25 protein-coding genes and 1 riboswitch are annotated in these 23,116 nt (G+C 59.8%); of the genes, 14 read left to right on the top strand and 11 right to left on the bottom strand.

Going from position 1 to position 23,116, the window contains the following annotated elements; all coding sequences use genetic code 11:
* From rsmG to SLH49_RS14450, 3 genes are read left to right on the top strand one after another with little or no spacing between them, the layout of a single operon-like run.
* The gene (gene rsmG / locus SLH49_RS14460) at positions 1 to 624 is read left to right on the top strand and encodes a 16S rRNA (guanine(527)-N(7))-methyltransferase RsmG (RefSeq protein ID WP_320269869.1); all 624 of its coding nucleotides are present in this window, start codon (positions 1 to 3) and stop codon (positions 622 to 624) included.
* Positions 611 to 1,420, top strand: coding sequence for an AAA family ATPase (locus tag SLH49_RS14455; RefSeq protein ID WP_320269868.1), 810 nt, complete (start codon positions 611 to 613; stop codon positions 1,418 to 1,420). Before rsmG ends, SLH49_RS14455 begins: the two co-directional genes overlap by 14 nt.
* A 1-nt stretch (position 1,421) precedes the next feature.
* Complete coding sequence (locus SLH49_RS14450) at positions 1,422 to 2,306, top strand: ParB/RepB/Spo0J family partition protein (protein ID WP_320269867.1); 885 nt, start codon at positions 1,422 to 1,424, stop codon at positions 2,304 to 2,306.
* A 7-nt stretch (positions 2,307 to 2,313) separates the two neighbouring features.
* Here SLH49_RS14450 and hemW read toward each other — a convergent pair whose 3' ends face one another.
* From hemW to rph, 3 genes are read right to left on the bottom strand one after another with little or no spacing between them, the layout of a single operon-like run.
* Positions 2,314 to 3,468 carry a radical SAM family heme chaperone HemW gene (gene hemW / locus SLH49_RS14445; protein ID WP_320269866.1) on the bottom strand — a complete coding sequence of 385 codons (1,155 nt, stop codon included), beginning with the start codon at positions 3,466 to 3,468 and terminating at the stop codon, positions 2,314 to 2,316.
* Positions 3,461 to 4,069, bottom strand: coding sequence for an RdgB/HAM1 family non-canonical purine NTP pyrophosphatase (rdgB, locus tag SLH49_RS14440; RefSeq protein WP_320269865.1), 609 nt, complete (start codon positions 4,067 to 4,069; stop codon positions 3,461 to 3,463). The genes hemW and rdgB overlap by 8 nt, the downstream gene beginning before the upstream one ends.
* On the bottom strand, positions 4,069 to 4,776 hold the full coding sequence (rph, locus tag SLH49_RS14435; protein WP_320269864.1) for a ribonuclease PH: 708 nt from the start codon (positions 4,774 to 4,776) through the stop codon (positions 4,069 to 4,071). Before rph ends, rdgB begins: the two co-directional genes overlap by 1 nt.
* A gap of 115 nt (positions 4,777 to 4,891) precedes the next feature.
* Here rph and hrcA point away from each other — a divergent pair, with 115 nt between their 5' ends.
* From hrcA to SLH49_RS14420, 3 genes are read left to right on the top strand one after another with little or no spacing between them, the layout of a single operon-like run.
* On the top strand, positions 4,892 to 5,956 hold the full coding sequence (gene hrcA / locus SLH49_RS14430; protein WP_320269863.1) for a heat-inducible transcriptional repressor HrcA: 1,065 nt from the start codon (positions 4,892 to 4,894) through the stop codon (positions 5,954 to 5,956).
* A gap of 11 nt (positions 5,957 to 5,967) precedes the next feature.
* A complete protein-coding gene (locus tag SLH49_RS14425) occupies positions 5,968 to 6,525 on the top strand; it encodes a nucleotide exchange factor GrpE (protein ID WP_320269862.1) in 558 nt (185 codons plus the stop codon).
* Between the two features lie 33 nt (positions 6,526 to 6,558).
* The gene (locus SLH49_RS14420) at positions 6,559 to 6,888 is read left to right on the top strand and encodes a hypothetical protein (RefSeq protein WP_320269861.1); all 330 of its coding nucleotides are present in this window, start codon (positions 6,559 to 6,561) and stop codon (positions 6,886 to 6,888) included.
* A 32-nt stretch (positions 6,889 to 6,920) separates the two neighbouring features.
* Here SLH49_RS14420 and mutS read toward each other — a convergent pair whose 3' ends face one another.
* Positions 6,921 to 9,527 (bottom strand): DNA mismatch repair protein MutS, encoded by a 2,607-nt coding sequence (mutS, locus tag SLH49_RS14415; protein WP_320269860.1) that lies wholly within the window; start codon positions 9,525 to 9,527, stop codon positions 6,921 to 6,923.
* A 109-nt stretch (positions 9,528 to 9,636) separates the two neighbouring features.
* On the opposite strand from mutS, the gene SLH49_RS14410 reads away from it, so the two are divergent.
* Positions 9,637 to 10,092 carry a hypothetical protein gene (locus tag SLH49_RS14410; RefSeq protein ID WP_320269859.1) on the top strand — a complete coding sequence of 152 codons (456 nt, stop codon included), beginning with the start codon at positions 9,637 to 9,639 and terminating at the stop codon, positions 10,090 to 10,092.
* A 66-nt stretch (positions 10,093 to 10,158) separates the two neighbouring features.
* Complete coding sequence (locus tag SLH49_RS14405; protein WP_320269858.1) at positions 10,159 to 10,764, top strand: glutathione S-transferase; 606 nt, start codon at positions 10,159 to 10,161, stop codon at positions 10,762 to 10,764.
* On the opposite strand, the gene SLH49_RS14400 is transcribed toward SLH49_RS14405, so the two are convergent.
* Positions 10,761 to 11,408 (bottom strand): outer membrane protein, encoded by a 648-nt coding sequence (locus SLH49_RS14400; RefSeq protein WP_320269857.1) that lies wholly within the window; start codon positions 11,406 to 11,408, stop codon positions 10,761 to 10,763. The genes SLH49_RS14405 and SLH49_RS14400 overlap by 4 nt on opposite strands.
* 411 nt (positions 11,409 to 11,819) lie before the next feature.
* On the opposite strand from SLH49_RS14400, the gene petA reads away from it, so the two are divergent.
* The 3 genes from petA to SLH49_RS14385 are packed head-to-tail and all read left to right on the top strand — an operon-like array spanning position 11,820 to position 14,641.
* Positions 11,820 to 12,404 carry a ubiquinol-cytochrome c reductase iron-sulfur subunit gene (petA, locus tag SLH49_RS14395; protein WP_320269856.1) on the top strand — a complete coding sequence of 195 codons (585 nt, stop codon included), beginning with the start codon at positions 11,820 to 11,822 and terminating at the stop codon, positions 12,402 to 12,404.
* A gap of 12 nt (positions 12,405 to 12,416) precedes the next feature.
* Complete coding sequence (locus SLH49_RS14390; protein WP_320269855.1) at positions 12,417 to 13,766, top strand: cytochrome b; 1,350 nt, start codon at positions 12,417 to 12,419, stop codon at positions 13,764 to 13,766.
* A gap of 17 nt (positions 13,767 to 13,783) precedes the next feature.
* Entirely contained in the window at positions 13,784 to 14,641 is an 858-nt protein-coding gene (locus tag SLH49_RS14385; RefSeq protein WP_320269854.1) for a cytochrome c1, read from the top strand.
* 62 nt (positions 14,642 to 14,703) lie between these two features.
* Here SLH49_RS14385 and SLH49_RS14380 read toward each other — a convergent pair whose 3' ends face one another.
* Genes SLH49_RS14380 through thiB form a run of 3 tightly spaced genes read right to left on the bottom strand, consistent with a single transcriptional unit; the run spans position 14,704 to position 17,883 of the window.
* A complete protein-coding gene (locus SLH49_RS14380; RefSeq protein WP_320269853.1) occupies positions 14,704 to 15,402 on the bottom strand; it encodes an ATP-binding cassette domain-containing protein in 699 nt (232 codons plus the stop codon).
* Complete coding sequence (locus SLH49_RS14375) at positions 15,389 to 16,918, bottom strand: thiamine/thiamine pyrophosphate ABC transporter permease ThiP (protein WP_320269852.1); 1,530 nt, start codon at positions 16,916 to 16,918, stop codon at positions 15,389 to 15,391. Before SLH49_RS14375 ends, SLH49_RS14380 begins: the two co-directional genes overlap by 14 nt.
* Entirely contained in the window at positions 16,894 to 17,883 is a 990-nt protein-coding gene (gene thiB, locus SLH49_RS14370; RefSeq protein WP_320269851.1) for a thiamine ABC transporter substrate binding subunit, read from the bottom strand. The genes SLH49_RS14375 and thiB overlap by 25 nt, the downstream gene beginning before the upstream one ends.
* Positions 17,884 to 17,919: 36 nt before the next feature.
* A riboswitch (TPP riboswitch) is annotated at positions 17,920 to 18,017 on the bottom strand.
* Positions 18,018 to 18,109: 92 nt separating this feature from the next.
* Here thiB and aroC point away from each other — a divergent pair.
* On the top strand, positions 18,110 to 19,213 hold the full coding sequence (aroC, locus tag SLH49_RS14365; protein WP_320269850.1) for a chorismate synthase: 1,104 nt from the start codon (positions 18,110 to 18,112) through the stop codon (positions 19,211 to 19,213).
* A 33-nt stretch (positions 19,214 to 19,246) separates the two neighbouring features.
* Here aroC and SLH49_RS14360 read toward each other — a convergent pair whose 3' ends face one another.
* The 3 genes from SLH49_RS14360 to SLH49_RS14350 are packed head-to-tail and all read right to left on the bottom strand — an operon-like array spanning position 19,247 to position 21,321.
* A complete protein-coding gene (locus SLH49_RS14360; protein WP_320269849.1) occupies positions 19,247 to 19,663 on the bottom strand; it encodes a thioredoxin family protein in 417 nt (138 codons plus the stop codon).
* Positions 19,664 to 19,677: 14 nt separating this feature from the next.
* The gene (locus SLH49_RS14355; protein ID WP_320269848.1) at positions 19,678 to 20,409 is read right to left on the bottom strand and encodes a cytochrome c biogenesis CcdA family protein; all 732 of its coding nucleotides are present in this window, start codon (positions 20,407 to 20,409) and stop codon (positions 19,678 to 19,680) included.
* A 39-nt stretch (positions 20,410 to 20,448) separates the two neighbouring features.
* Entirely contained in the window at positions 20,449 to 21,321 is an 873-nt protein-coding gene (locus SLH49_RS14350) for a DMT family transporter (RefSeq protein ID WP_320269847.1), read from the bottom strand.
* 286 nt (positions 21,322 to 21,607) lie between these two features.
* On the opposite strand from SLH49_RS14350, the gene SLH49_RS14345 reads away from it, so the two are divergent.
* Together SLH49_RS14345 and SLH49_RS14340 are read left to right on the top strand one after the other, a co-directional pair.
* On the top strand, positions 21,608 to 22,660 hold the full coding sequence (locus tag SLH49_RS14345) for a DoxX family protein (RefSeq protein WP_320269846.1): 1,053 nt from the start codon (positions 21,608 to 21,610) through the stop codon (positions 22,658 to 22,660).
* Positions 22,657 to 23,103, top strand: coding sequence for a hypothetical protein (locus SLH49_RS14340; protein WP_320269845.1), 447 nt, complete (start codon positions 22,657 to 22,659; stop codon positions 23,101 to 23,103). The genes SLH49_RS14345 and SLH49_RS14340 overlap by 4 nt, the downstream gene beginning before the upstream one ends.
* Positions 23,104 to 23,116: the final 13 nt, after the last annotated feature.

The raw sequence follows: 23,116 nt of genomic DNA, 5'->3' as shown, positions 1-23,116 counted from the left end.
GTGAATACGCAAATGGTCGCCGGCCAAAGTGTTTCACGTGAAACATACGATGATCTCGTGACGTTTCGCGATCTGGTCACAAAGTGGACCCCGAAGATTAACTTGATTGCCCCAAGCACCGTCCCAGACATGTGGGAGCGACACATCGTCGATTCGGCGCAGCTCTATGCATTTACATCTAAGTCTTTCGCTCATTGGGTCGATTTGGGCAGCGGCGGTGGATTTCCCGGCATCGTTATGGCTATCTTTGCCAAAGTGGATGTTGCAGATGCGCGATTTACGCTCATTGAAAGTGACCAACGCAAGGCAACTTTCCTCCGCACCGCGGCCCGGCAACTGTCGCTAAACGTCACGGTCATCAGCGAACGCATCGATCAAACGGCGCCACAGGAAGCAGATATAGTATCAGCCCGCGCGCTCGCCCCACTATCTGCCCTGTTTCCAATGACGTCGCGCCACCTGAAAGAAGACGGCAAAGCCCTATTCCACAAAGGAAAAGGCGCTGCCACGGAAATCGCGGATGCACGCCGGGACTGGTCCTTTGCGCTTGAACAACATGATAGTATCACCGATCCTGCAGCGCGGCTTCTTATTATCCAAAGGATCTCTCGTGTCAGCGAATAGCACTTCCCTTGGCCCGAAAATCATCGCGATTGCCAACCAGAAAGGCGGGGTGGGAAAGACGACCACCACGATCAATCTTGGCGCAGCATTGGCGGAAAGAAAGAAGAAGATCCTTCTGATCGACCTCGATCCCCAGGGGAACGCCTCCACCGGTCTTGGCATCGATCAGGATCAGCGCGAGGCCACAACCTATGATTTGCTCGCCGGTGACGCGACACTGACTGAAGCCGCACAGAAAACAAGTGATGCAAACCTCTCCATCATTCCAGCGACGACCGATCTGAGCTCGGCCGACATTGAACTCATTGACAATGAACAACGCAGTTTTCTCTTGCGCAATGTCTTGCGTGACCATGCGGATAGTATCGCAAATTATGACTACATATTGATCGACTGCCCACCATCCCTCAATATATTGACAGTCAATGCGATGATTGCGGCCCATTCGATCATTGTCCCGCTTCAAAGTGAGTTCTTCGCTCTCGAAGGTTTGTCGCAACTCATCCTGACCGTTCGGGACGTCAGACAATCAGCGAATCCCGACCTGCGGATCGAAGGGATCGCACTCACCATGTATGACAGCCGCAACAACCTTTCGTTGCAGGTGGAAGATGATGCACGCGAAAATATGGGCGATATGGTCTTTCAAACGGTGATTCCGCGAAATGTCCGGGTCAGCGAGGCGCCGTCATTTGCCATGCCCGTGCTAGCCTACGACACGCATTCCAAAGGCAGCGCGGCGTATCGGGCGCTGGCCGATGAGGTCATTAAGAAATCGAAGAAGGTAAAGGTGTAGTATGGCGCGCAATCCAAAGAAATCGCGCGGATTGGGGCGCGGCCTGTCCGCCTTGATGTCGGACGTGGCGCAGGACGAACCCACGGATTCCGCTCCAAAGCGGCCCGACATGGTTGTGCCGATTGAAACGGTCCAACCGAACCCAGACCAACCACGCCGCACCTTTGCCGAAGATGCGATGGAAGAGCTGGCGCAATCCATTGCGGAACGCGGGATCATTCAGCCGCTGATCGTCAGGTCATCCCCGGCAAAATCAGGATCCTACGAGATTGTTGCAGGAGAGCGGCGTTGGCGTGCAGCACAGGTCGCTCAGCTTCACGAAGTGCCTGTTGTAGTCCGCGATTACAACGATACAGAGATGCTGGAAATCGCCATCATCGAAAACATCCAGCGCGCCGATCTGAACCCAGTGGATGAGGCGGCAGGATATCGCCAATTGATGGACAGGTTCGGTCACACCCAGGAACAACTCGCCACTGCCTTGGGTAAAAGCCGCAGCCATATCGCCAATCTGTTGCGCCTTCTCAGTTTGCCAGAAGAGGTGCAGGAATACCTGATTTATGGGGTGCTGTCCGCCGGTCATGCGCGGGCCCTCGTCGGCCATGCCGAGGCCGTGCGGCTGGCGCGTGAGATTGTGCATAAGAAACTCTCGGTTCGGCAGGCAGAAGCCCTGGCCAAGACCGGTCTGCCCAGCAAACCGAAAGCGGCGCCAAAAGCCCCGGCAAAAGACGCTGATACGGTCCAGATCGAGAATGAGCTTTCGGCGACTTTGCGCATGAAGGTGAACATCAGCCACAAGCCCGATGCCGAGGGCGGTACGCTGTCGATCAGTTATAAATCGCTCGACCAACTGGATGATCTGCTGCGCGCTTTGTCGAACAGCTAAGACCGCTCTAATTCGCCAGAAGCTGCCGCAAAACTGCGTTCAATACGGGACGTCCCTTTGGTGTGAGGCGCAGGTGTGAGTTGTCTGTATAGACTATACCCACATCAGTTAAATAATTGATATTAATACGTAATTCATCCAAAGAGCTACCAAACCGCTCCAGGTTGACCCCTTCATGCAGCCTGAGACCCATCAACATCATCTCGGCAAACTGATCTTCCTCGGACAGCGGACTGCGCAGGCTTTCTCCATTCCCGGTCTCTTGCAACTGTGCCATCCATGCACCCGGTGCCAGCGGCGTTTCGGTGGCATAGCGCTGGCCATCCAGTGTCAGCCGCCCATGCGCGCCGGGGCCGATGCCTGCATAATCACCGGAACGCCAATAGATCAGATTATGCATGCTTTCGCTGCCGGGTCCGGCGTGGTTAGAAACTTCATAGGCACCAAAACCGGCATCGCTGCAGATGTCTTGCGTGGCAAGATACATATCGGCTGCAGCATCGTCTTCCGGCAGACCGCGTAGTTTGCCAACAGCGTAGCGGTCCCCGAACGCCGTACCGTCCTCGATTGTCAATTGATAGAGGGAAAGATGGTCCACCGCCATTGATAGTGCCTGCCGCAATTCCTGCTCCCAATCGGCCTGGCTTTGGTTTTGGCGCGCATAGATGAGATCAAAGCTGACCCGGTCAAAGACGTCTCTGGCGATGTCAAAGGCCGCCATCGCTTCCTTGGCTGAGTGTAGGCGGCCCAGCGCCTTCAGGTCGGTGTCATTCAGTGCTTGAATGCCCATCGAGACGCGGTTGACCCCAGCATCGCGGTAACCTACAAAGCGCCCCGCCTCGACCGAGGTGGGATTGGCTTCCAAAGTGATTTCGATGTCGTTGGCACAGTTCCACGTCGCGCGGACTTTCCGCAGCACAGCGTCAACAACATCCGGGTCCATGAGGCTTGGCGTGCCACCGCCGAAGAAGACAGAGCGCAGGATGCGGCCATGGGTCTCTGCTCCAACGCGCTCAATCTCGCTCAGATAGGCCTGCTCCCAGGCTTTCTGGTCAATCTGTGCGACGACATGGCTGTTGAAGTCGCAATAAGGGCATTTTGCCTGACAAAACGGCCAGTGGATATAGAGGCCAAAGCCCCCATGTTCCCAATCTTCAGGCAAAGCAGCCCGCGATCAGTTTCTGCACGGCACGGCCCCGGTGGCTGATCTTGTTTTTCTCCCAGCGGTCCATTTCGCCGAATGTGATGTCATAGCCATCGGGTTGAAAGATCGGGTCATAGCCATGGCCCTGATCGCCGCGCATGGGCCAGACAATCTGGCCGGGCATGATGCCTTCGAACACTTCGTCATGGCCGTCGGGCCAGGCGAGCACCATCGTCGCGCGGAACTGCGCGCCGCGAGGGAAGGGCGCGTTTGCCGCTTCAAGTTCGCGCCAGGCCCGTTCCATCGCGATGCTGAAATCGCGTCCCTTTGGCGTTTCCGCCCAGTCGGCGGTGTAGACACCCGGCGCGCCATCCAGACCGTCAATCGTGATGCCACTGTCATCAGCTAGCGCGGGCAGACCGGTTGCATTCATCGCGGCATGCGCCTTGATCCGTGCATTGCCGACGAAGGTGGTTTCGGTCTCTTCCGGCTCCGGCAGGCCATGATCGGCGTTTGAGGTCAGCGACACATCATAAGGCCCCAAGAGATCGATCATCTCTTCCAGCTTGCCCTTATTATGCGTGGCGATGACCAGTTCCTTGTCGGTGAACTTGCGCATCAGCCGACGGCGGCCAATTGGGCGGCGGTGAGTTCGGCCACGCCTTTCTCGGCCAGATCAAGCAGCCCGTCCATCTGAGCGCGGGTAAACGTGGCACCTTCGGCTGACATCTGCACCTCGATCAATTTGCCGCCAGTCATCACGAAATTCCCATCCACGCCAGCTTCGCTGTCTTCGGGATAGTCGAGATCGAGCACTTCTTGCCCGGCATAAATCCCGCAGGAAATCGCCGCGACGGGGTCAACCAGCGGGTCGCTGATCACGTCACCTGCTTTCATCAGTTTTTGCACGGCCAGCTTCAACGCGACCCAGCCGCCGGTGATCGACGCGCAACGCGTGCCGCCATCGGCCTGGATCACATCACAATCGACAACAATCTGCCGCTCGCCCAGCGCCACGCGGTCCACGCCTGCCCGCAACGACCGCCCGATCAGGCGCTGGATCTCTTGCGTGCGCCCCGATTGGCCATTCTTTGCCTCACGCCGCATGCGCGTATTCGTCGCGCGCGGCAGCATGCCGTATTCCGCCGTCACCCAGCCGAGGCCTGCATTCTTCAGGAACGGCGGCACCTTTTCGTCAATCGTCGCGGTGCACAGCACATGCGTATTCCCGCATTTGATCAGGCAAGAGCCTTCGGCATGCATCGTCACGCCTGTTTCGATCGAGACGGGGCGCATTTCGTTGGTCTGACGGCCGGATGGGCGCATGGGCTTCCTCCTGTTGATTGCAGCCCTCCGATACGCTGCCCATATCTGAAATCCAACCCCGATTGACGCAGGCAACACTTTCGATTTAATTGCCTCGCCCCGTGCAGAGGATGCGATGAACGACCAGACGCCCAACATCGAAGAGATGAACGACCGCTCGCGCGAAGTGTTTCGGCGCGTGGTCGAAGGGTATCTGGAAAGCGGCGCGCCTGTCGGGTCGCGCACATTGACGCGCAGCCTGTCGGAAAATGTCAGCGCGGCGACCATTCGCAATGTGATGCAGGACCTCGAATTCTTGGGGCTTCTGGATAGTCCGCACGTGAGCGCTGGGCGTATTCCCACGCAGTTGGGTTTGCGGATGTTCGTCGATGGGCTGCTCGAGGTCGGTGATCTGGAAAGTGAGGATCGCCAGAAGATCGATCGCACCTTTGGCAGCAATGATCAGGATGTCGCATCGGTGCTGGATCATGTGGGTGAGGCTTTGTCGGGCGTGACGCAAGGTGCGAGCCTTGTGCTGACGCCCAAGCATGAAGCGCCGATCAAGCATATTGAGTTTGTGTCGCTGTCCTGTGAACGCGCCCTGGTTGTGCTGGTCTTTGCCGATGGTCATGTGGAAAACCGTATCTTCACACCGCCCCCTGGCCAAACTCCGTCCTCCATGCGCGAGGCGGCGAATTTCCTCAATGCCGTGGCCGAGGGTCATACCTTGTCGCAACTTGGAGAAGTGATCCGCCGCGAAATCACCGCACGTCGACAAGAGGTGGATAAACTCGCCGCCGAACTTGTGGAAAGCGGTGCTGCCATTTGGGAAAACGAAGGCGAACCGACTGAGCGGTTGATTGTCCGCGGGCGCGGCAACCTATTGTCGGACAGCGAGGATGAGGCCGATCTGGAACGGATCCGCACGCTTTTTGATGACCTGGAACGCAAGCGGGATATCGCGCAATTCCTCAACCTGACGGAAGAGGGCGAGGGCGTGCGTATCTTTATTGGCTCAGAGAACAAATTGTTCTCACTTTCGGGTTCCTCTCTGGTTGTTTCTCCTTATATGAACGCGGACCGGAAAATTATCGGGGCGGTGGGGGTGATCGGGCCCACCCGCCTCAACTACGGGCGAATTGTGCCCATCGTGAATTATACTGCCAAGCTGGTGGGCAAGATGATTGCCGACCGTTCTTAAAAGGAACAAGCATGTCCGAAAAAGAAGAAGAGCTGCAAAGCCTTGATGAACTCGCCGCCGAAGCGGATGACCCTGATTTTGATCAGGCCGAAGCCAGCTATGACGAGATTGAGGCGCTGCGGGCTGAACGCGATGAGTTTCGGGATAAGTTTATGCGGGCCTTGGCGGATGCTGAGAATACGCGAAAGCGTGCAGATCGCGACCGGCGTGAGGCGGAGAATTACGGCGGCTCGCGTCTGGCCCGTGACCTGCTGCCGGTTTACGACAGTATGAGCCGCGCGCTGGATGCCGCCAAAGAGGGTGAAGAGAAGGTGCCGGAGGCACTGCTCGAAGGTGTTGAGCTGACAATGCGCGAGCTTCTGAACGTCTTCAAAAAGCACGGGATTGAGCCGATCCAGCCTGAAGTTGGCGACCGTTTCGATCCGCAACAGCACGAGGCGATGTTCGAAGCACCCTTACCCGGCACGAAGGCGGGCGAGATCATCCAGGTTTCGGCCACTGGTTTCATGCTGCATGATCGCTTGCTGCGCCCCGCGCAGGTTGGGGTGTCTTCGACGCCCGCGTCGTAGGATGTGTGATTTCACCCATCTGTGCCGCATAAGATGAGCCAGGACATCGGTGACAAAGACCTGTCATTCCGGACCCCGGACGAACTGGCACGCATGCTTGAAGCGCTTTCCCGCTCCCTGCATGCCAAAAACAGAATATCGGGCGGTGAAAGCGGCTTTAGCTGGCACATCGCGGTCTTGCTGCAAAAGATCGCGGTGCTGGTTGCGATGATCGAAGACGCCGATATGTGGGCAGAGGGTGGTGATCTGAGCGGTTTCGAGGATCTGTCACGTGATGCGCAGGCTGCCTTCCTCTTGGATTTTCTGGCGGGAAAGCGCGGGCTAAAGTCGGAACTTGTCAATTACAGCGCGCCGAAGCAGTAAGAGGCTGGGAAGGATGACTCGGACAAGTGACATCACCCGTCCGCCAGTAAATCCCGCAATTCATAGATCAGCGACAGCGCCTCTTTCGGGGTGAGTTCATCGGGCAGGATGTCCTTCAGTCGTGTTTCAACCTCCGACTCTTTTGCCGTCACCGGTGGCGCTGTTGCGGCGAAAAGCGGCAGGTCGTCGATGACGGCCTTGCTGCCGCCGCCTTCGCGCTCGCCCTTTTCCAGTGCGTCCAGCACGACTTTGGCACGTTCCACGACGACTGGTGGCAACCCGGCCAGCCGCGCGACCTGGACGCCGTAGGACCGGTCGGCGGTGCCGCGCCGCACCTCGTGGAGGAAGATCACGTCTCCTTCCCATTCCTTGACCGCGACAGTCGCGTTTTCCACGCCGTCGAGCTTGTTCGAAAGGGCGGCCATCTCGTGATAATGCGTGGCAAAGAGCGCGCGGCACCGGTTTACGTCATGCAAGTGTTCAAGCGTCGCCCAGGCGATGGAGAGGCCGTCATAGGTCGCCGTGCCACGCCCGATTTCGTCAAGGATCACCAGCGCCCGGTCGTCTGCTTGATTGAGGATTGCGGCGGTTTCTACCATCTCGACCATGAAGGTCGACCGCCCCCGCGCGAGGTCGTCGGATGCGCCGACACGGCTGAAAATCTGGCTGACAAGGCCGATATGGGCGGCTTCTGCGGGCACGAAGCTGCCCATTTGCGCAAGGATCGCGAGCAGCGCGTTTTGGCGCAGGAACGTGGATTTACCCGCCATGTTGGGGCCAGTCAGCAGCCAGATATAGGCGTCTGAAAGCGTGCAATCATTGGCGATGAAGGGGGCGCCGTCCTTTTGCAGCGCGGCCTCCACCACCGGGTGCCGCCCGCCGGTGATCGCAAAGGCGCGGCTGTCATCAACGCGGGGCCGGGTCCAGTTTTCAGTGGTGGCGAGATGGGCGAGGGCGGTGCTCAGGTCGATCTCGGCCAAGGCGCGGGCGAGCGCGCCAAGTGGGCCGGCCTGAGCGATGATGGCCTGTCGCAGCGACTGGTATTGCTGCTTCTCGATCTCCAACGCGCGACCGCCTGCGTTCAGGATACGGGTTTCGATCTCGGAGAGGTCGACGGTGGTGAAACGCACCTGATTGGCGGTGGTCTGGCGATGGATGAAGCGGTCATCGGCCAGCATCTTTTCGGCATGGGTGGCGGTCGTTTCGATGAAATAGCCCAGCACGTTGTTGTGCTTGATCTTCAGGGACCCAACCCCGGTCTGATCCACATATTGCGCCTGCATACCAGCGATGACGGAGCGGCCTTCGTCGCGCAGCTTGCGCACTTCGTCGAGTTCGGAATCATAGCCCGGCGCGATGAAACCGCCGTCACGCGACAGAAGCGGTGGTTCGGCGATCAGTGCCTGATCGAGAAGGTTCAGGAGGTCGTCGTGACCGGTCAGGTCGGCGGCAGCCGCAGCGAGCAGGGCGGGCAGGTCGTTCGGCAGGGCTTGGGCCAGCAGTGCCGCCTGTCCAATAGTATTGCGGATCGCCGCCATATCCCGCGGCCCGCCTCGGTCGAGCGCCAGGCGGGATAGTGCCCGGTCAAGATCATGCACGCCTTTCAGGTGGTCGCGGATATCACCGGCAAGGCGGTTATTGTCGATGAGAAACGCGACAGCATCCAGCCGGTCGGCAATGATGGTGAGCGTGCGGGAAGGTGAGGCAAGCCGCCGTTCCAGCAGCCGCGCGCCGCCAGCAGTGACTGTCCGGTCAATGCAATGAAGCAGCGACCCTTGCCGTCCGCCGCCCATGGCTTGGGTCAATTCCAGCGATTTGCGTGTGGCGGCGTCGATCTGCATGGCCGCGGATTGCCCCTCGCGCACAGGCGGGCGCAGAAGCGGCAGGTTCCCGCGCTGCGTGATGTCGAGATATTCGGCGACGGCAGCCATCGCCGCGATTTCGGCGCGGGTGAAGCTGCCGAAGGCATCCAAAGAGCCGACCTTGTAAAGCGCGCAGAGCCGCTTTTCACCTGCGGTGCTGTCAAAGGCGGCGGCACCAAGCTTGGTCAGGGTCGCGCCTGCTTCGGAGACGGTTGCCGACCAATAACCCTGGGACCCATCGACGACAATCACCTCTTTGGGTGTGAGCCGCGCGAGTTCTGGCCCCAAAGCGGCACCGGCACAGGGCATCACGTGGAACGCGCCGGTGGAGATATCGACCCAGGCGAGCGCGCCTTCATCGCGCACGACGTGATATGCAGCAAGGAAGTTGTGGCGGCGGGCATCAAGTAGGGAATCCTCGGTCAGCGTGCCGGGGGTAACAAGGCGGACGACCTCGCGTTTCACGACCGCCTTGTAGCCACGCTTTTTCGCCTCCGCCGGACTTTCCATCTGTTCACAGACGGCGACGCGGAAGCCTTTGCGGATGAGGGTCAGAAAATACCCTTCGGCGGCATGATGTGGGACGCCACACATCGGGATGTCTTCGTCCCCATGTTTGCCGCGTTTGGTGAGCGCGATGTCAAGTGCCTCGGACGCCGCGACGGCGTCGTCAAAGAACATCTCGTAGAAATCGCCCATCCGGTAGAACAAAAGCGCGTCGGGGTACTGCGCCTTGATCTCAAGATATTGCGCCATCATGGGCGTTGTTTTGGTCATGCATCCCCCGGGAGTTGTTGGCGCAATTTATCAGCCCGGCAAAAGGGTGAAAGGGCGAAGTTGGAGTGCTGCTTCTTGTGGTCCTGATCCGACCATGGAAAGGTTGGGTATGGCATTGCTTCATCTGTCGATTTCAGCACGTGCGCCGGAACGCGTCGCGGCGTTTCTTGCCAATATTCTGGGTGGTCGGCATCTGCCGTTTCCACCCTTTCCCGATAGCTGGATCGCCTTTGCTGAGCAGGACGATGGGACAGCGATAGAGGTCTATCCGTTGACCCATCGTCTAGTCGATGGCGGCGAGACGATCGCCTGCGAGGTTGGTGAGGCTGATGCGCAAAATACGTCTGTGCATGCCGCCATTGGATCGCCCTTGTCGCGCGATGCGATTTTGCGCCTTGCCGATGCCGAGGGATGGCTTGCGCGCATTTGCAACCGTGGCCCCTTTGAATGCGTTGAGGTCTGGCTGGAAGGTCGGTTGCTGATCGAGGTACTGGACCAGGAGATGCGGCGCGACTACCGGGCCAATATGACGATGGACAATTGGCAGAAGATGTTTGGCATCTGACATCTGGTGCTTGAGCGTTCTTGATGCCAAGGTCGGGCGTAATGGACCTTTGAACGGGATCTGATCATGCAGCTTCTCATCTCTCCCGCGTCGCCATATGTGCGCAAGGTGCGCGTCCTTTTGCGCGAAACGGATCTGTTGGATCGGGTGGAAGAGGTTGATGTTTCGACAACGCCGCTCGCCTCGGACCCAACCGTTCTTGCAGCCAATCCTGCGGGCAAGATCCCGGCACTTGTGCGTGGTGATGGGCCGGCGCTCTATGACAGCCGGGTAATCACGCGGTTTTTGAACGATTATGCGGATGCGCGGCTTTATCCCGATCATAGCATCTGGGATATCCTGACGCTTGAGGCGACGGCGGACGCGATCATGGATGCGACCGTAGCGATTTCATACGAGAAGCGTTTTCGCACCGAGGCGCAACAATCGCCTGAATGGATTGAGGCGCAATGGGGCAAGGCCGCCCGTGCCGTCGCGGCGATCAACAATCGCTGGATGAGCCATCTGGTGGGGCCGCTGCATATTGGGCAAATCGCTGTGGCTTGTGCGCTGTCATACATCGATCTGCGGCATGACGAACGTGGTTGGCGGAACGGCAATGCGGCCCTGGCGGACTGGCATGCCAGATTCGCCGAACGCGACAGCATGCAGGCGACGCAGGTTGAAGGTTAGAAGTTGAAACTGACGCCGAAATTTACGGCGTTGGTCAGAATATCCGTTTCCAGCGTACCGCCATCCTCCAGATCGGCGGTGTTGGACGAAAACGTGCCCTTGTATTCACCGAACACGGCCCATTGATCGTTGATCGCATAAGAGGCACCGGCAATCCAGGTCGCTGCCGGCCCGGTGATCTGGTAGCCGAAGGTCTCTGACCCGCCATTGGTTACTTCAACATGAGGCAGTGCCACACCCAAGCCGCCGCCAACATAAGGTGTGACCTCTCCAAAGAGGCCGCTCCAGCGGCGATAAGCGTTGACCGTCAGCGTGTTGATGCCATCCGTGAACTCCAGGACGTCGTAGCCCGCCGGCAGTTCATCATCCTTGGGGTAGACCTTGTTATGGGCGAAATCCAAGCCGTAGCCGAAATTCGGCGAACGCCAATGGGTGGCGCGGATCCCGTAATAGATCGGCGCCTCGCCCGAACGGCCTTCCCAATCCTGCTCGAAATCGTCGTCAGGGATCACATCATCGCCACGAATCGTGATGTCTGACGGTGGCGCCGATTGCACACCGCCATAAAAGCTCAGCTCCACCTCCGCGGCCGCGGCGGCAGGCGCAATCAGGGCGCACAGGCAAAGCAAGCGTAGCGATGTCATTCAAGGATGTCCAAGTGGGCTGACAGTATCTAACAGCTAATCCCACAACCAAAGGCTGACAACAAAACATTCGGTGAGGTGCGATTGCCGGCGAAATAATGTGTCGCCTTCGTCACAACCTACCGGTTTTACAGGGAAAAACCGGGGATTTCCGCCGATGCGGTAAATTATGGATGATTTTTGAGCTTTCGACTGGCTCGGCGGCCGCCAAGGTGCCGCAACTGATTCCCTATCGTCTTTACGCTCTCTTTGGACTTTTGAGGCATCAGCGCGTGTCAAGTGGGGCTGCGCCCGATTGTCCGCTGGACGTTGTAAAGTTTGATAGCTAAACAGCGGCCAAATGGACGGATGGGAACATCGGTCTAATTGTTGTGCGGGCGTGATGCCCAGGTAATATCGGAGATGCACCCAGTGTCACATGCAGACGACCACCAGGGCACACGCCGCGACTTTCTATATTATGCTACCGCCGGTGCCGGCGTTGTGGTGACGGGCGCTGCGGTTTGGCCATTGGTCAACCAGATGAACCCCTCAGCGGATGTTTTGGCGCTTGCCTCGATCCGCGTGGATGTGAGCGATGTAGGGCCCGGAACGCAGTTGACGGTCCTTTGGCAAGGCAAGCCGGTCTTCATTCGACACCGCACCGGCGCTGAAATTCAAGCCGCACTGGCCGACGATGAAATTGTCGAGTCGCTCCCTGACAGTGACTCTCGGAACTTGAACCTCAGCGGAGAGGCGTTGGCGACAGACGAGAATCGGACGCTGGCCTCGCCCGAAGGCGAAGGTGCCGGCGCCTGGATCGTTCAGATGGGCGTATGTACGCACCTTGGCTGCGTGCCGCTGGGCGACGGTGCTGGCGATTTCGGGGGTTGGTTCTGCCCATGCCACGGATCACACTATGATTTGTCTGGCCGTATTCGCAGAGGCCCTGCGCCGCAGAACCTGGAAATTCCGCCCGCTGCGTTTATTGACAATACAACGATCCAACTCGGTTAAGGAGAGCGATCCATGGCTGGTATCCCCCACGACCATTACGAACCAAAGACCGGCGGTGAAAAGTGGCTGCATTCACGCTTGCCCATCGTCGGGTTGATGTATGACACATTGATGATCCCCACACCCAAGAACCTGAACTGGATGTGGATTTGGGGTATCGTGCTGGTTTTCACGCTGGTCCTGCAGATCGTCACGGGCATCGTGCTGGTGATGCATTACGTACCGCATGTGGATATGGCCTTTGCTTCGGTCGAGCATATCATGCGTGACGTGAATGGCGGCCACATGATCCGCTATTTCCACCAGAATGGCGCATCGCTCTTCTTTATCGCGGTTTATGCACATATCTTCCGCTCGCTTTATTACGGCTCGTACAAGTCCCCGCGTGAGGTGACGTGGGTCGTTGGCATGCTGATGTATGTCCTGATGATGGGCACGGCCTTTATGGGCTACGTGCTGCCATGGGGGCAGATGTCGTTCCACGGCACGGCGGTGATCACCGGCCTCTTTGGCGCGATCCCGTTCATCGGTGAATCGGTGCAAGTGTGGCTTTTGGGTACGCCGAACGGCGCGATTGACCAGCCTGCGCTGAACCGCTTCTTCTCTTTGCACTACCTGCTGCCCTTCATTCTGCTGGGCCTGACGATTGTGCATGTCTGGGCGTTCCACACGACCGGCAACAACAATCCGACTGGGGTTGAGGTGCGGCGCACATCAAAAGAAGATGCTGCCAAAGATACGCTGCCCTTCTGGCCTTATTTCGTGATCAAGGATCTGTTCGCGCTTGCGATCATCCTCGCGCTGTTTGTGGCAGTTGTCGGCTTTATGCCGAACTATCTGGGCCATCCGGATAACTACATCCCGGCCAACCCGCTGGCGACACCATCGCATATCGTGCCCGAATGGTACTTCCTGCCGTTCTACGCGATCCTGCGCGCCTTTGACCAAGACGTGTGGCTCGTGATCGCGGTGAACTGGATCACCTTTGGCATCATCGACGCAAAGTTCTTCGGCGTCGTGGCCATGTTTGGTGCTATCGTTGTGATGGCGTTGGCCCCATGGCTGGACACATCCACCGTGCGGTCGGGTCGCTACCGTCCGATGTTCAAATGGTGGTTCTGGGTGTTCGTGGCAAACTTCGTCCTGCTGATGTGGGTCGGCGCCCGCCCGGCTGAAGGGATTTACCCCTATATCGCACTGATCGGTTCAACCTACTGGTTCGCCTACTTCCTGGTGATCCTGCCGATCCTGGGTGTGATCGAAAAGCCCGATACGCCGCCGGCCACCATCGAAGACGACTTCAACGCGCACTATGCGCCGAAAGGTGACGGTGCCAAACCTGTTGCCAGCCCGGCCGAGTGAGAAAGGACAACAAGAGAATGTTCCGCAAACTATCACTCACTGCTGCGATGGCTCTGGCACTGAGCGCCGGGCACGCGACCGCCGCTGAACTGGAAACCGAGATCACCGATTATGCGTTCTCGTTCGAGGGCCCGTTCGGCAGCTTTGACCAGATGCAGTTGCAACGTGGCCTGCAGGTTTACACCGAAATCTGCGCGGCCTGCCATGGTCTGGAATATGTGGCGTTCCGCAACCTCTCTGATGATGGCGGCCCCGGCCTGCCGGAAGATCAGATGCGGGCCTATGCCGAATTCTATGAGGTTTTCGACCAAAGCCTCTTTGATGGCGAAGGTGATTTCCGCCTTGCGACGCCTGCTGACCGGTTCCCCGGCTCCAACGTTGAAAATGCGCCTGACCTGAGCCTGATGGCCAAAGCGCGCGCTGGGTTCAGTGGGCCGTATGGCACCGGGATCAGCCAGTTCGTTAACGGGATGGGCGGTGCGGAATACATCGCCTCACTCATGACCGGCTACCATGAAGAGCCTGAATGCGCGCTGGAAGGCGAACCGATGGATGGCTTCTATAATGCGGCCTTCGCCGCTGGCGGTTTCCCCGACAGCTGTAAGGATGAAAACGGCAAGCACAAAGTTCCCGGCAGCTGGATCGCCATGTCGCAGCCGCTTTGGGGCGATGATGTCGACTATGCTGACGGCACCGAAGCCAGCCTTGAACAGGCTGCACAGGATGTCGCAGCATTCCTGATGTGGACCGCAGAGCCAAAGCTGATGGCCCGCAAGCAGGCTGGCCTGACCGGCGTACTGTTCCTGACGGTGTTGTCCGTGTTGCTCTACCTCACAAATAAGCGTCTCTGGGCGCCGCACAAAGGCAAGGACTAATGCCACCGGAATGAACGCATACAAAGGCCCGCGTCATGCGCGGGCCTTCTGCGTTGGGAGGATCAGCCCGCCCCCAAATAATCGGCCAGCGCTGGCGGTGGGTTTGTGAAAAGGGCGTTGGTCTCCAACGGTTTTGTGGCAACGCCGTCGGCCACTAGCACCACCTGATTGGCAATCCGCTTTGCATCCGCCGGATCATGGGTCACCATGATTAGCGTCTGCCCGGCGGCGCGCAGATGTCGCTGCACAAGGTCGAGCATCTCGTCCTTCAGACCAGGCCCAAGGGCTGCGAAAGGTTCGTCGAGCAGAGTAACAGGCCTATCCGCCAACAACACACGGGCAAGGGCCGCGCGGCTTTGCTGCCCGCCGGACAGGGCGGCGGGTTTGCGGGTTTCGAAACCGTCCAAGCCGACTTGCTTGAGAACATGCGACACTTTTCCATTGTCATCAGCGCTTAGGCGCAGATGAGGCCGGAGTGCCAGCCCCACATTTTGCGCGATAGTCAGGTGCGGAAAGAGGTTGTTGTCTTGAAAAAGTACGCTGATTGGCCGTTCTCCGGGGGCCGTCTGGGTCAGGTCGTGCCCTTCCCACATGACCTGGCCTGATACCGGCGCGAGGAAACCGGCAAGGGCCGCCAGCAGCGTCGATTTGCCAGCTCCGGACGGGCCGATCAGGGCTGTGACCTGACCGTCAGCAAAAGTCAGGTCTGCCCGCAAGGCGAAATCGCCCTGCCGGAGCGTCAGAGCTTTACAAGTCAACATCCGTACGACCCCCGCGATCACAGATCCAGAATAGCGCGAGGCTCAGCGCAACGAGCAAGAGGGCCGCACCTGCCGCCGCTTCCATCCGGTAAGCGCCCATGAGGCGATACATTGCAAAAGGCAGCGTCTCTTGCGCCTGACCTGCAAAAAGCATGATGACGCCGAGATCGCCCATCGACAAAGCCGCCGCGAGCCCCGCCGCAAAACCAAGCGGACGACGGATACGCGGGATGACGACGATGCGCAGCCAGGCCCATCCGGTGAGGCGCAGTGACAGGGCGAGCCTGCCGAAATCCTCCCTCACCGCCGCAACCGCCGGTGCGATGGCGCGCAGGGCAAAGGGCAACGCCAGTGTTGCATTGACCAGCATCGTCACGAGTAGTGCGACATCGGCGGGTCGGATGAACGGAAACACGATCAGGAACGCGCCGGTGCCGACCACGAGGCCCGATGCGGCCAAGGGTAGGACGCCGATGATGGCGACCAAAGCGCCGCCGCGCAGTGAGAGGGCGAGCGCCATGGCCACGCATAGGATGGCAGAACCGGTTGCAACTAGGACAGAGCGCAGCGCGGCATCCCAGATGCTCCGCGGCAAATCCGTCAGGCCTGGCAGGCCGCGCAGAACCACCATGGCCAAGGGAACCAGCAGGAACAGGGCCGCCGTGGCGATCATCGCGTAATCCAGCGCAGGCCAGCGTAAGTCCCAGCGTTGTACCACGCGATCAAGCCCCGCCCCCATTGCGTCAATGATGCTGACCCGCCATGCGATAAAGGCGGCGAGCACGCATAATCCGAACTGGATGCAAGCCAGTAATGCCGCGCGGCCGAGATCGAAATCAAACCGGAGCGCCTGATAGATGGCAAGCTCGACGGTTGTTGCGCGCGGTCCGCCGCCCAGTGTCAAGGCCACCGCAAAGCTCGTCAGGCAGATCAGAAAGATCACCAGAAATGCGCTCGGCACGACGGCTCGCAGCATTGGCCATTCCAGCATGCGCCAGACCGATGCATTGAGTGTGGCGGCGAGCCGGAACCGCTCTGCCGGGATGGCGAGCCAGCCTTGCAAAATTAGCCGAATGGCGAGCGGGAGGTTGAAGAAGACATGGGCGAGGACGACGCCGTGAAACCCGAAGATGGAGATGGGCTCAAAACCTAAGCTGGCTAGTGCGCTGTTGAGGATGCCGCCACGCCCGAAGACGGCCAAAAGGCCAAGGACGGCCACGATCACCGGCAACAGGAATGGCGCACCGAGGAGCGTGATCAGGAGTTTGCGTCCAACAAAGCGCCGCCGCGCCAGTGCGCGGGCGACGGGGATGGCCAGAAGCACGCTCAGAGCTGCTGAGACAAGCGCTTGGCTCACCGTAAACCGGATCGCCGCCCAGTCAGCGGCTGCCAACCCGCCCTGCCATTCGGCGCGCCATGCCACGGCGGCCAGCGTGCCCAGCGTCAGCAACAGGACCAGCGCCGCCGCAACGGCGCCGGGCCAGACGGGTGTTATCGCGACAAGGCTGCGCGCCATTCGTCCAGTGCCGCATCACGCTTAGCTGCTGCGTCTTCCGGCGACAGAAGCAGGGATTTCGCGGGTGTCAGCAGGGTGTCAAAGCCGTCCGGCAACCCCTCTGCCGGGGTTACTGCCGGGTACATCCAGTTGGTGGTGGGGATGATGCTCTGGAACGCGTCCGAGACCATGAAGGCCAAGAATTCTGCAGCCAGTTCGGGTTGATCCGTGCCCGCGACCTTTCCGGCCACTTCGACCTGCATGTAATGCCCTTCGTCAAAGCCCCAGGCGACCTTGCTCGCGTCATCCTCGGCGATCAGGTGATAGGCGGGGGAGGTCGTGTAGGACAGAACCGCATCCGCCTCGCCATCAAGGAACATGCCATAGGCCTCGGACCAGCCGGGGGTGACGGTGACGACGTTGTCGGCGAGGTCGGCCCAGAGGGCGTCGGCCTCTTCGCCATAGGCGGTTTTGACCCACATCAGAAGGCCGAGGCCCGGAGTGGACGAGCGGGGGTCCTGAATGACAACCTGCACGTCGCTGTCGGCAAGTGCCTGCAAGGAGGTGGGTGCCGCGTCACCCGCATTGCCGACAAAGGCGAAATAGCCCCAGTCGAACGGCAGGAAGTCGGGGTCGTTCCAGTCGATCGGCAAGCTGAGATCGGCGGTAACACCATGCGGTGCGAAAAGACCCGTTTCGCGAGCAGCTGCGGTCAGGTTCGTATCAAGCCCAAGCACGATATCAGCATCGGTGCGTGGCCCTTCAAGCTGCAGGCGGGCCAACAGGGCGGCCCCGTCACCGGCGCCGATAAACTGCAGATCGCAGGCGCAGGTTTCCTCAAACGCGGCCTCGACCGCCGGGCCGGGCCCCCATTCGCTGACGAAGCTGTCATAGGTCATCACTTGCAGCACCGGGGTCTCGGCCCATGCGACTGAGGCAGCAAGGGCAAGTCCCGCGACAGCTGGCAGATAGATCGGTCTTGGCATCTTATCCTCCAAAAGCGACGGGCGGATTGGGGGTAAGCGGGATTGCCATACCTTCCCTCCGCCGGTCTTAACCGGTTCAGGTTCAACGGGTCCGCTTGCGCATCTCAGCCGGAATGGCCCCCCGAGGTGGCACCCTTGCTATGCCGGATCACGAGCGGCTGCAAGGGAAAGGTCTTGAGCCTGATTGTCACGCCCGCTAGACCCGTCCGGCAAAGGAGTGGCCACCATGTCGATCAACAGCTTCGGTCATCTGTTCCGGTTCACAACCTGGGGCGAAAGCCACGGGCCCGCGCTGGGCGCGACAGTGGATGGCTGCCCGCCGCAGGTACCGCTGGAACCGGCAATGATCCAGCAATGGCTCGACAAGCGGCGGCCGGGGCTGAACAAGAACACGACCCAGCGGAATGAGCCTGATGCGGTGGAGATCCTGTCGGGCGTGTTTGAGGGGCAGACGACCGGCACGCCGATCCAGCTGATGATCCGCAACACCGATCAGCGGTCAAAGGATTACGGCGATATCGCGAACACGTTTCGCCCCGGTCATGCGGACATCACGTACCACCAGAAATACGGAGTGCGCGACTATCGCGGTGGGGGTCGGTCCTCAGCACGCGAGACGGCATCGCGTGTCGCTGCAGGCGGTGTGGCACGCGAGGCGATCAAGGCGATTGCGCCGAATGTGCAGATCAAGGGTTACATGACCCAGATGGGCACCAAACAGATCGACCGGTCGCGGGTGGATTGGGCGCAGATCGATCAAAACGATTTCTTCTGCCCCGATGCGGAGGCCGCGAAAGAGTGGGAAGCGTATCTGCAGTGGCTGCGCAAGGATGACCATAACTCGGTCGGTGCGATCATCGAGGTGGTGGCGCGTGGCGTGCCAGCAGGCATTGGCGCACCGGTTTATGCGAAGTTAGACACCGATCTCGCTGCCGCGATGATGTCGATCAACGCAGTGAAGGGTGTCGAGATTGGTGAGGGGATGGCCGCCGCCGCGCTGACCGGTCGGGATAACGCGGATGAAATTTTCATGGGGCAAGGCGGGCCGGAATATAGTTCTAACCACGCGGGCGGCATCCTGGGCGGGATCAGCACGGGGCAGGATATCGTCGTGCGATTTGCGGTGAAGCCGACATCATCGATCCTCAGCCCCCGCAAGTCGATCCGCATGGATGGGACCGAGACCGAGGTGATCACCAAGGGCCGCCACGACCCGTGCGTCGGCATCCGCGCCGTCCCGGTGGGTGAGGCGATGATGGCCTGTGTGATCCTTGACCACCTGCTCTTGGATCGCGGGCAGACGGGTGGGGTGCGTGGTCAGATCGGCTAGGTACTCCGCAGTCCTGGACTTGATTCGGGACCTCTAACTCGCCCCGCTCGCCGCCAGCGCCGTATCCATCAGTGCCTGAATGTCACCGCGCGAAGTGCGTGCCACCACACGGCCCAGCTCTTCCTCGCCTTTCATCACCACAAGCGTGGATCGGCGCGGGATGTTTAATTCGGTCGCTAACTCACCGCGCCCATGTTCGTCCCAGTCGACATTGATGAATGTGATCGCTTCATCATAAGCAGGGTTATCGGCGCGCAATTGGCCGATCACGCGTTCCTGCGCACGGCAGGTGGTGCACCAGGAGGCTTTGAAATCGACAAAGACGGTCTCGCCCGACGCAAGCCGTTCGCGGACCAGGCCGGGGGTGTAATCGAGCGTTTCGCTGGCTCTTGCGGCCATCGGTGCCACGGCCATCGCCGCTGACAGCACCATAAACTCACGACGTTTCATCAATCTCTCCTTTGTCAAAAGCGGACCGACAGGTCCTGTAGCCAGAATGGCAGACGGTCCAGCAGCCAGATTTCGGCCATCTGGTGTAGACCAAAGAATAGGGCGGTGCCGAGCGCGATAAAGATCACGCCGGTGATCATGCGGACCCGGCCAGAGATGGCTTGCAGCCAAGCCTTGCGCGCCCGGATCGCGTTTTGTGCGCCATAGGCCAACACCACGATGATGGTTGAGATGCCCAGCGCGAAGCTGAGCATCGTGGCGGCGGCCCAACCAAGGTTTTCACCGGCAGAGGCCAGCGCGATGGCACCACCCAGCGTCGGCCCGACGCAGGGCACCCAGACTGCGCCCAAAAGTGCGCCACCCACAAACTGCCCGCCCAGCCCGTCGCGGTTCACGCCGTCCATGCCTGCATCAGCACGGGCGGACATGCCTGCCGTCGCCGTCGCGAAGCGCGCCGAAAATTGCGGGACGACGAGCACGATCCCGAAAAGAACCATCATGAAAGCACCGGCGCGAGCGATCATCAGGTCATCAATGCCCAACGCGCGGCCAAAGACCGCGACGCTCATCCCGACGATGACGAAAGACAGGCTCATCCCCGCAGCCAGCACCAACGGCCCGGCGCGGCCTGCCTGCAATGCGGTGGCCAGCACGATGGGCAAGATCGGCAGGACGCAGGGATTGATCAGGGTCAAGAGCCCCGCCAGATATCCAAAGAGCAAATCCATGGCGCTATCTGCGCGCATGGTGCGCCTTCTGTCAGCCCCCTTTTGTGTGACAGCTGGTCACTTTGGCGTGGGCTGTTTGGCGATTTGCACCGCCAGAATCCCGCCCGCGATGATGGCCACGCCCAACACATCCAGCGCGCCGACCCGCTCACCCAAAAGCACAGCGGCAATCGCAACGCCGAGGAACGGGTTAAGGAAATGGAAGGTGGACGCCTTGACCGCCCCGATCCGGCCCACCAGCAGGAACCAGACCAAAGTCGCGGCCAAACCGGGCACGAGGGTGGTATAGATGAAGGCCACGATCAGCTGCCAGTTCCAAGTGACGGCAAAGGTCTCAAAGGCGAGCGCAGGTACCCACAGAACCGCACTGCCCACCAGCATCTGCAGGCCCACGATCATCAGGACATTGCCGCCGGACGAGGCACCCAAGACGGCAAGTGTCGCTGCGGTCAATGAAAAAACCCCGATCACGCAGAGGATCAGACCATAAAGGTCAACGCCACCCTCGATCCGTGCGCCCATGATTAATGCGACACCGATGAACCCGGCCACCAGCCCCGCAATCCCCAGTGGCCTGACTTGCGTGCCGAAAACCAGCCATCCGGCCACCGCCACCAGCAGTGGCATGGTTGAGGCGATGATCGCCGCCAATGACGCAGGAATGGTCTGCATCGCCACGAAATTCAGGCCCAGATAAAGCGCGTTCTGGCAGATGCCAAAGACGACCACGCCGATCCATTGCTGCAGCGTCAGGCGCGCCGACTGGCCAAGCGCCCACGCTATCGCCACCCCGATCAGCCCGGATATCAGGAACCGCAGCGCCAAAGCGCTGAGCGGCGGGGCATATTCGACGATCACCCGGGCCGAGGTGAAGGCCGACGACCACATGAACGCGAAGGCGAGGCCCATCAAGATCGCTTTAATATCCATGACCGCGACCTAAAGGCTTTTTGCGGACCACCGCATCACAAATCGACACCGCGCTGCTTGGATCGGGCGATAGGTAAGGACTTCCTGACTTCGAATGCTGCGCGTGCGAAGGTATTGTTGCTGCATTCGATACAGTATTTCAAATCGATATTTATTGACTTTGGTCCGCCGTGACGGGCCGCACGAAGACCCAAGACATTGGCCAATTTTCCGGCCATGACATGTGCCTTTGGCACAAAACAACAAAGTTCATTCTTTTCAGATTTCCAGTTTTTTGGAGACCAAAATGATTTTGCCGAGCAACAACAGATTTGTATTCGCTTTCAGTACGTTAACCATCGCGATGACCTCGCGTGCGCATGCACATGAAGCATGGCTTTTGACCCCAGCCGAGATTGCGGCGCTCGCCCAGGAACCGATCCCGGCGATCTTTACGAGCTACGGTATTCTGGGACTTGCCGCTGTGGTGGGATGCGTCGCGACAATGGTCGCGCTTCTGGTCGAAGAAAGATTGCGCCCGCATTTTCAACCGCTTGGGCCCCTGCTGCAATCGGTTGCCGCGAACTGGGGGCCAGCCCTTTTGCGCATCCCCTTGGGGGTGATGCTGGTACTGGCTGGCACCGGCGGCCTGCCCCGTCATGGCACCGCGCATTGGGTGGAACCGACGCTGTTGGTGCCAGACATGCAATTGGCGCTTGTGCCCGGGTGGGACTGGCTGGCGCCGTTTCAGATCACGCTGGGGCTGTGCCTGATTGCGGGCCTCTTCACCCGGGTCGCCGGGCTGGTTCTGATGGCGCTTGTCGTGCTGGGTTGGAGTGTCTTTGGCATCAAGTTCATCGATTACGCACCGCATTTCGTGGCACCTGCCATCGTGCTGACGCTGGTCGGTGGAGGCATCTGGTCCGTGGACCGGCTGCTGCAGGCGACCGATTGGTGTGCGCCTCCGGCTGACATCATGCCCGCCTTTTGGCGCACGGCGCAGATCCTCGTCGGCTTCGGCTTTGTCTATCTCGCTGTCGCCTACAAGCTGACCCAACCGACACTGCTGATCGCGATCCTGCAGCACGGCAATCTGCCGACATTCGGCCTGCCCTATGCAGTGATTGCGCTGATCATGACAGGGGTGGAGATCATCTGCGGCGCGCTCTTGATCGCAGGGCGGTTGGTGCGGCCGGTCTCGGTCGTGATCATCCTGGCAATCACATTCCTGGCCGTCACGCTGGGGGAAACGCCGCTGTTTCACGCCAATCTTTATGGGGTGTTGGCCATGTTCGTCATCATCGGCACGCGCTGGCACGCACCGAGAACCACTATCGCGACAGGAAAGGTACTGGCATGAAACGCAATGCTCTTTCACAAATCGGACCGGTGGCCTTGGTGGCAGGGCTGCTGGGGAGCCTCGCCATCGCGGCCCCCGCCTATAATGCCGCGCATGAGGCACCGCGCGCCGTGTTTCTGACGCTGCCCGAGACGTCGCCGCAGCCGGACCTGGCGTTCAGCATCACGCAGGATCACAGGGGCAACTGGATCCTGCGGATCGACGCGACATCGTTTCAGTTTACCGAAATCTGTACCTCGGTGGCAGAGGCTGTGCCTGTCGGCCATGCCCATGTCATCGTGAACGGGGAGAAGGTCGGGTCTGCCTATAGCCCGGTCTACGATCTGGGCCCGTTGCCTGCGGGGCGGCACCATATCGCGGTCACCTTGCGCGGGCAGGATCATCGGGCGCTGATTGGCACGGATGGCCTGATCGTCGCCGAGCAGACGCTGACCGTCACATAAAGCAAAAGGGCCG

Source organism: Cognatiyoonia sp. IB215446 (genome assembly GCF_033963825.1).
Classification (GTDB): Bacteria; Pseudomonadota; Alphaproteobacteria; order Rhodobacterales; family Rhodobacteraceae; genus Yoonia.
Note: the sequence above shows the minus strand (reverse complement) of the source record. Positions and strands in the feature narration are given on the sequence as shown.

Excerpts from the sequence above, each read along its gene's own strand:
- SLH49_RS14350 (WP_320269847.1), bottom strand. The coding sequence starts at position 21,321 with ATGGATATTAAAGCGATCTTGATGGGCCTCGCCTTCGCGTTCATGTGG.
- rph (WP_320269864.1), bottom strand. The coding sequence starts at position 4,776 with ATGCGCCCATCCGGCCGTCAGACCAACGAAATGCGCCCCGTCTCGATC.
- mutS (WP_320269860.1), bottom strand. The coding sequence starts at position 9,527 with ATGACCAAAACAACGCCCATGATGGCGCAATATCTTGAGATCAAGGCG.
- thiB (WP_320269851.1), bottom strand. The coding sequence starts at position 17,883 with ATGCCAAGACCGATCTATCTGCCAGCTGTCGCGGGACTTGCCCTTGCT.
- SLH49_RS14420 (WP_320269861.1), top strand. The coding sequence starts at position 6,559 with ATGAGCCAGGACATCGGTGACAAAGACCTGTCATTCCGGACCCCGGAC.
- SLH49_RS14360 (WP_320269849.1), bottom strand. The coding sequence starts at position 19,663 with ATGAAACGTCGTGAGTTTATGGTGCTGTCAGCGGCGATGGCCGTGGCA.
- SLH49_RS14340 (WP_320269845.1), top strand. The coding sequence starts at position 22,657 with ATGAAACGCAATGCTCTTTCACAAATCGGACCGGTGGCCTTGGTGGCA.
- SLH49_RS14345 (WP_320269846.1), top strand. The coding sequence starts at position 21,608 with ATGATTTTGCCGAGCAACAACAGATTTGTATTCGCTTTCAGTACGTTA.
- SLH49_RS14390 (WP_320269855.1), top strand. The coding sequence starts at position 12,417 with ATGGCTGGTATCCCCCACGACCATTACGAACCAAAGACCGGCGGTGAA.
- SLH49_RS14385 (WP_320269854.1), top strand. The coding sequence starts at position 13,784 with ATGTTCCGCAAACTATCACTCACTGCTGCGATGGCTCTGGCACTGAGC.
- SLH49_RS14380 (WP_320269853.1), bottom strand. The coding sequence starts at position 15,402 with ATGTTGACTTGTAAAGCTCTGACGCTCCGGCAGGGCGATTTCGCCTTG.
- SLH49_RS14400 (WP_320269857.1), bottom strand. The coding sequence starts at position 11,408 with ATGACATCGCTACGCTTGCTTTGCCTGTGCGCCCTGATTGCGCCTGCC.
- SLH49_RS14425 (WP_320269862.1), top strand. The coding sequence starts at position 5,968 with ATGTCCGAAAAAGAAGAAGAGCTGCAAAGCCTTGATGAACTCGCCGCC.
- SLH49_RS14450 (WP_320269867.1), top strand. The coding sequence starts at position 1,422 with ATGGCGCGCAATCCAAAGAAATCGCGCGGATTGGGGCGCGGCCTGTCC.
- SLH49_RS14405 (WP_320269858.1), top strand. The coding sequence starts at position 10,159 with ATGCAGCTTCTCATCTCTCCCGCGTCGCCATATGTGCGCAAGGTGCGC.
- aroC (WP_320269850.1), top strand. The coding sequence starts at position 18,110 with ATGTCGATCAACAGCTTCGGTCATCTGTTCCGGTTCACAACCTGGGGC.
- hrcA (WP_320269863.1), top strand. The coding sequence starts at position 4,892 with ATGAACGACCAGACGCCCAACATCGAAGAGATGAACGACCGCTCGCGC.
- SLH49_RS14355 (WP_320269848.1), bottom strand. The coding sequence starts at position 20,409 with ATGCGCGCAGATAGCGCCATGGATTTGCTCTTTGGATATCTGGCGGGG.
- SLH49_RS14410 (WP_320269859.1), top strand. The coding sequence starts at position 9,637 with ATGGCATTGCTTCATCTGTCGATTTCAGCACGTGCGCCGGAACGCGTC.
- rdgB (WP_320269865.1), bottom strand. The coding sequence starts at position 4,069 with ATGCGCAAGTTCACCGACAAGGAACTGGTCATCGCCACGCATAATAAG.
- SLH49_RS14375 (WP_320269852.1), bottom strand. The coding sequence starts at position 16,918 with ATGGCGCGCAGCCTTGTCGCGATAACACCCGTCTGGCCCGGCGCCGTT.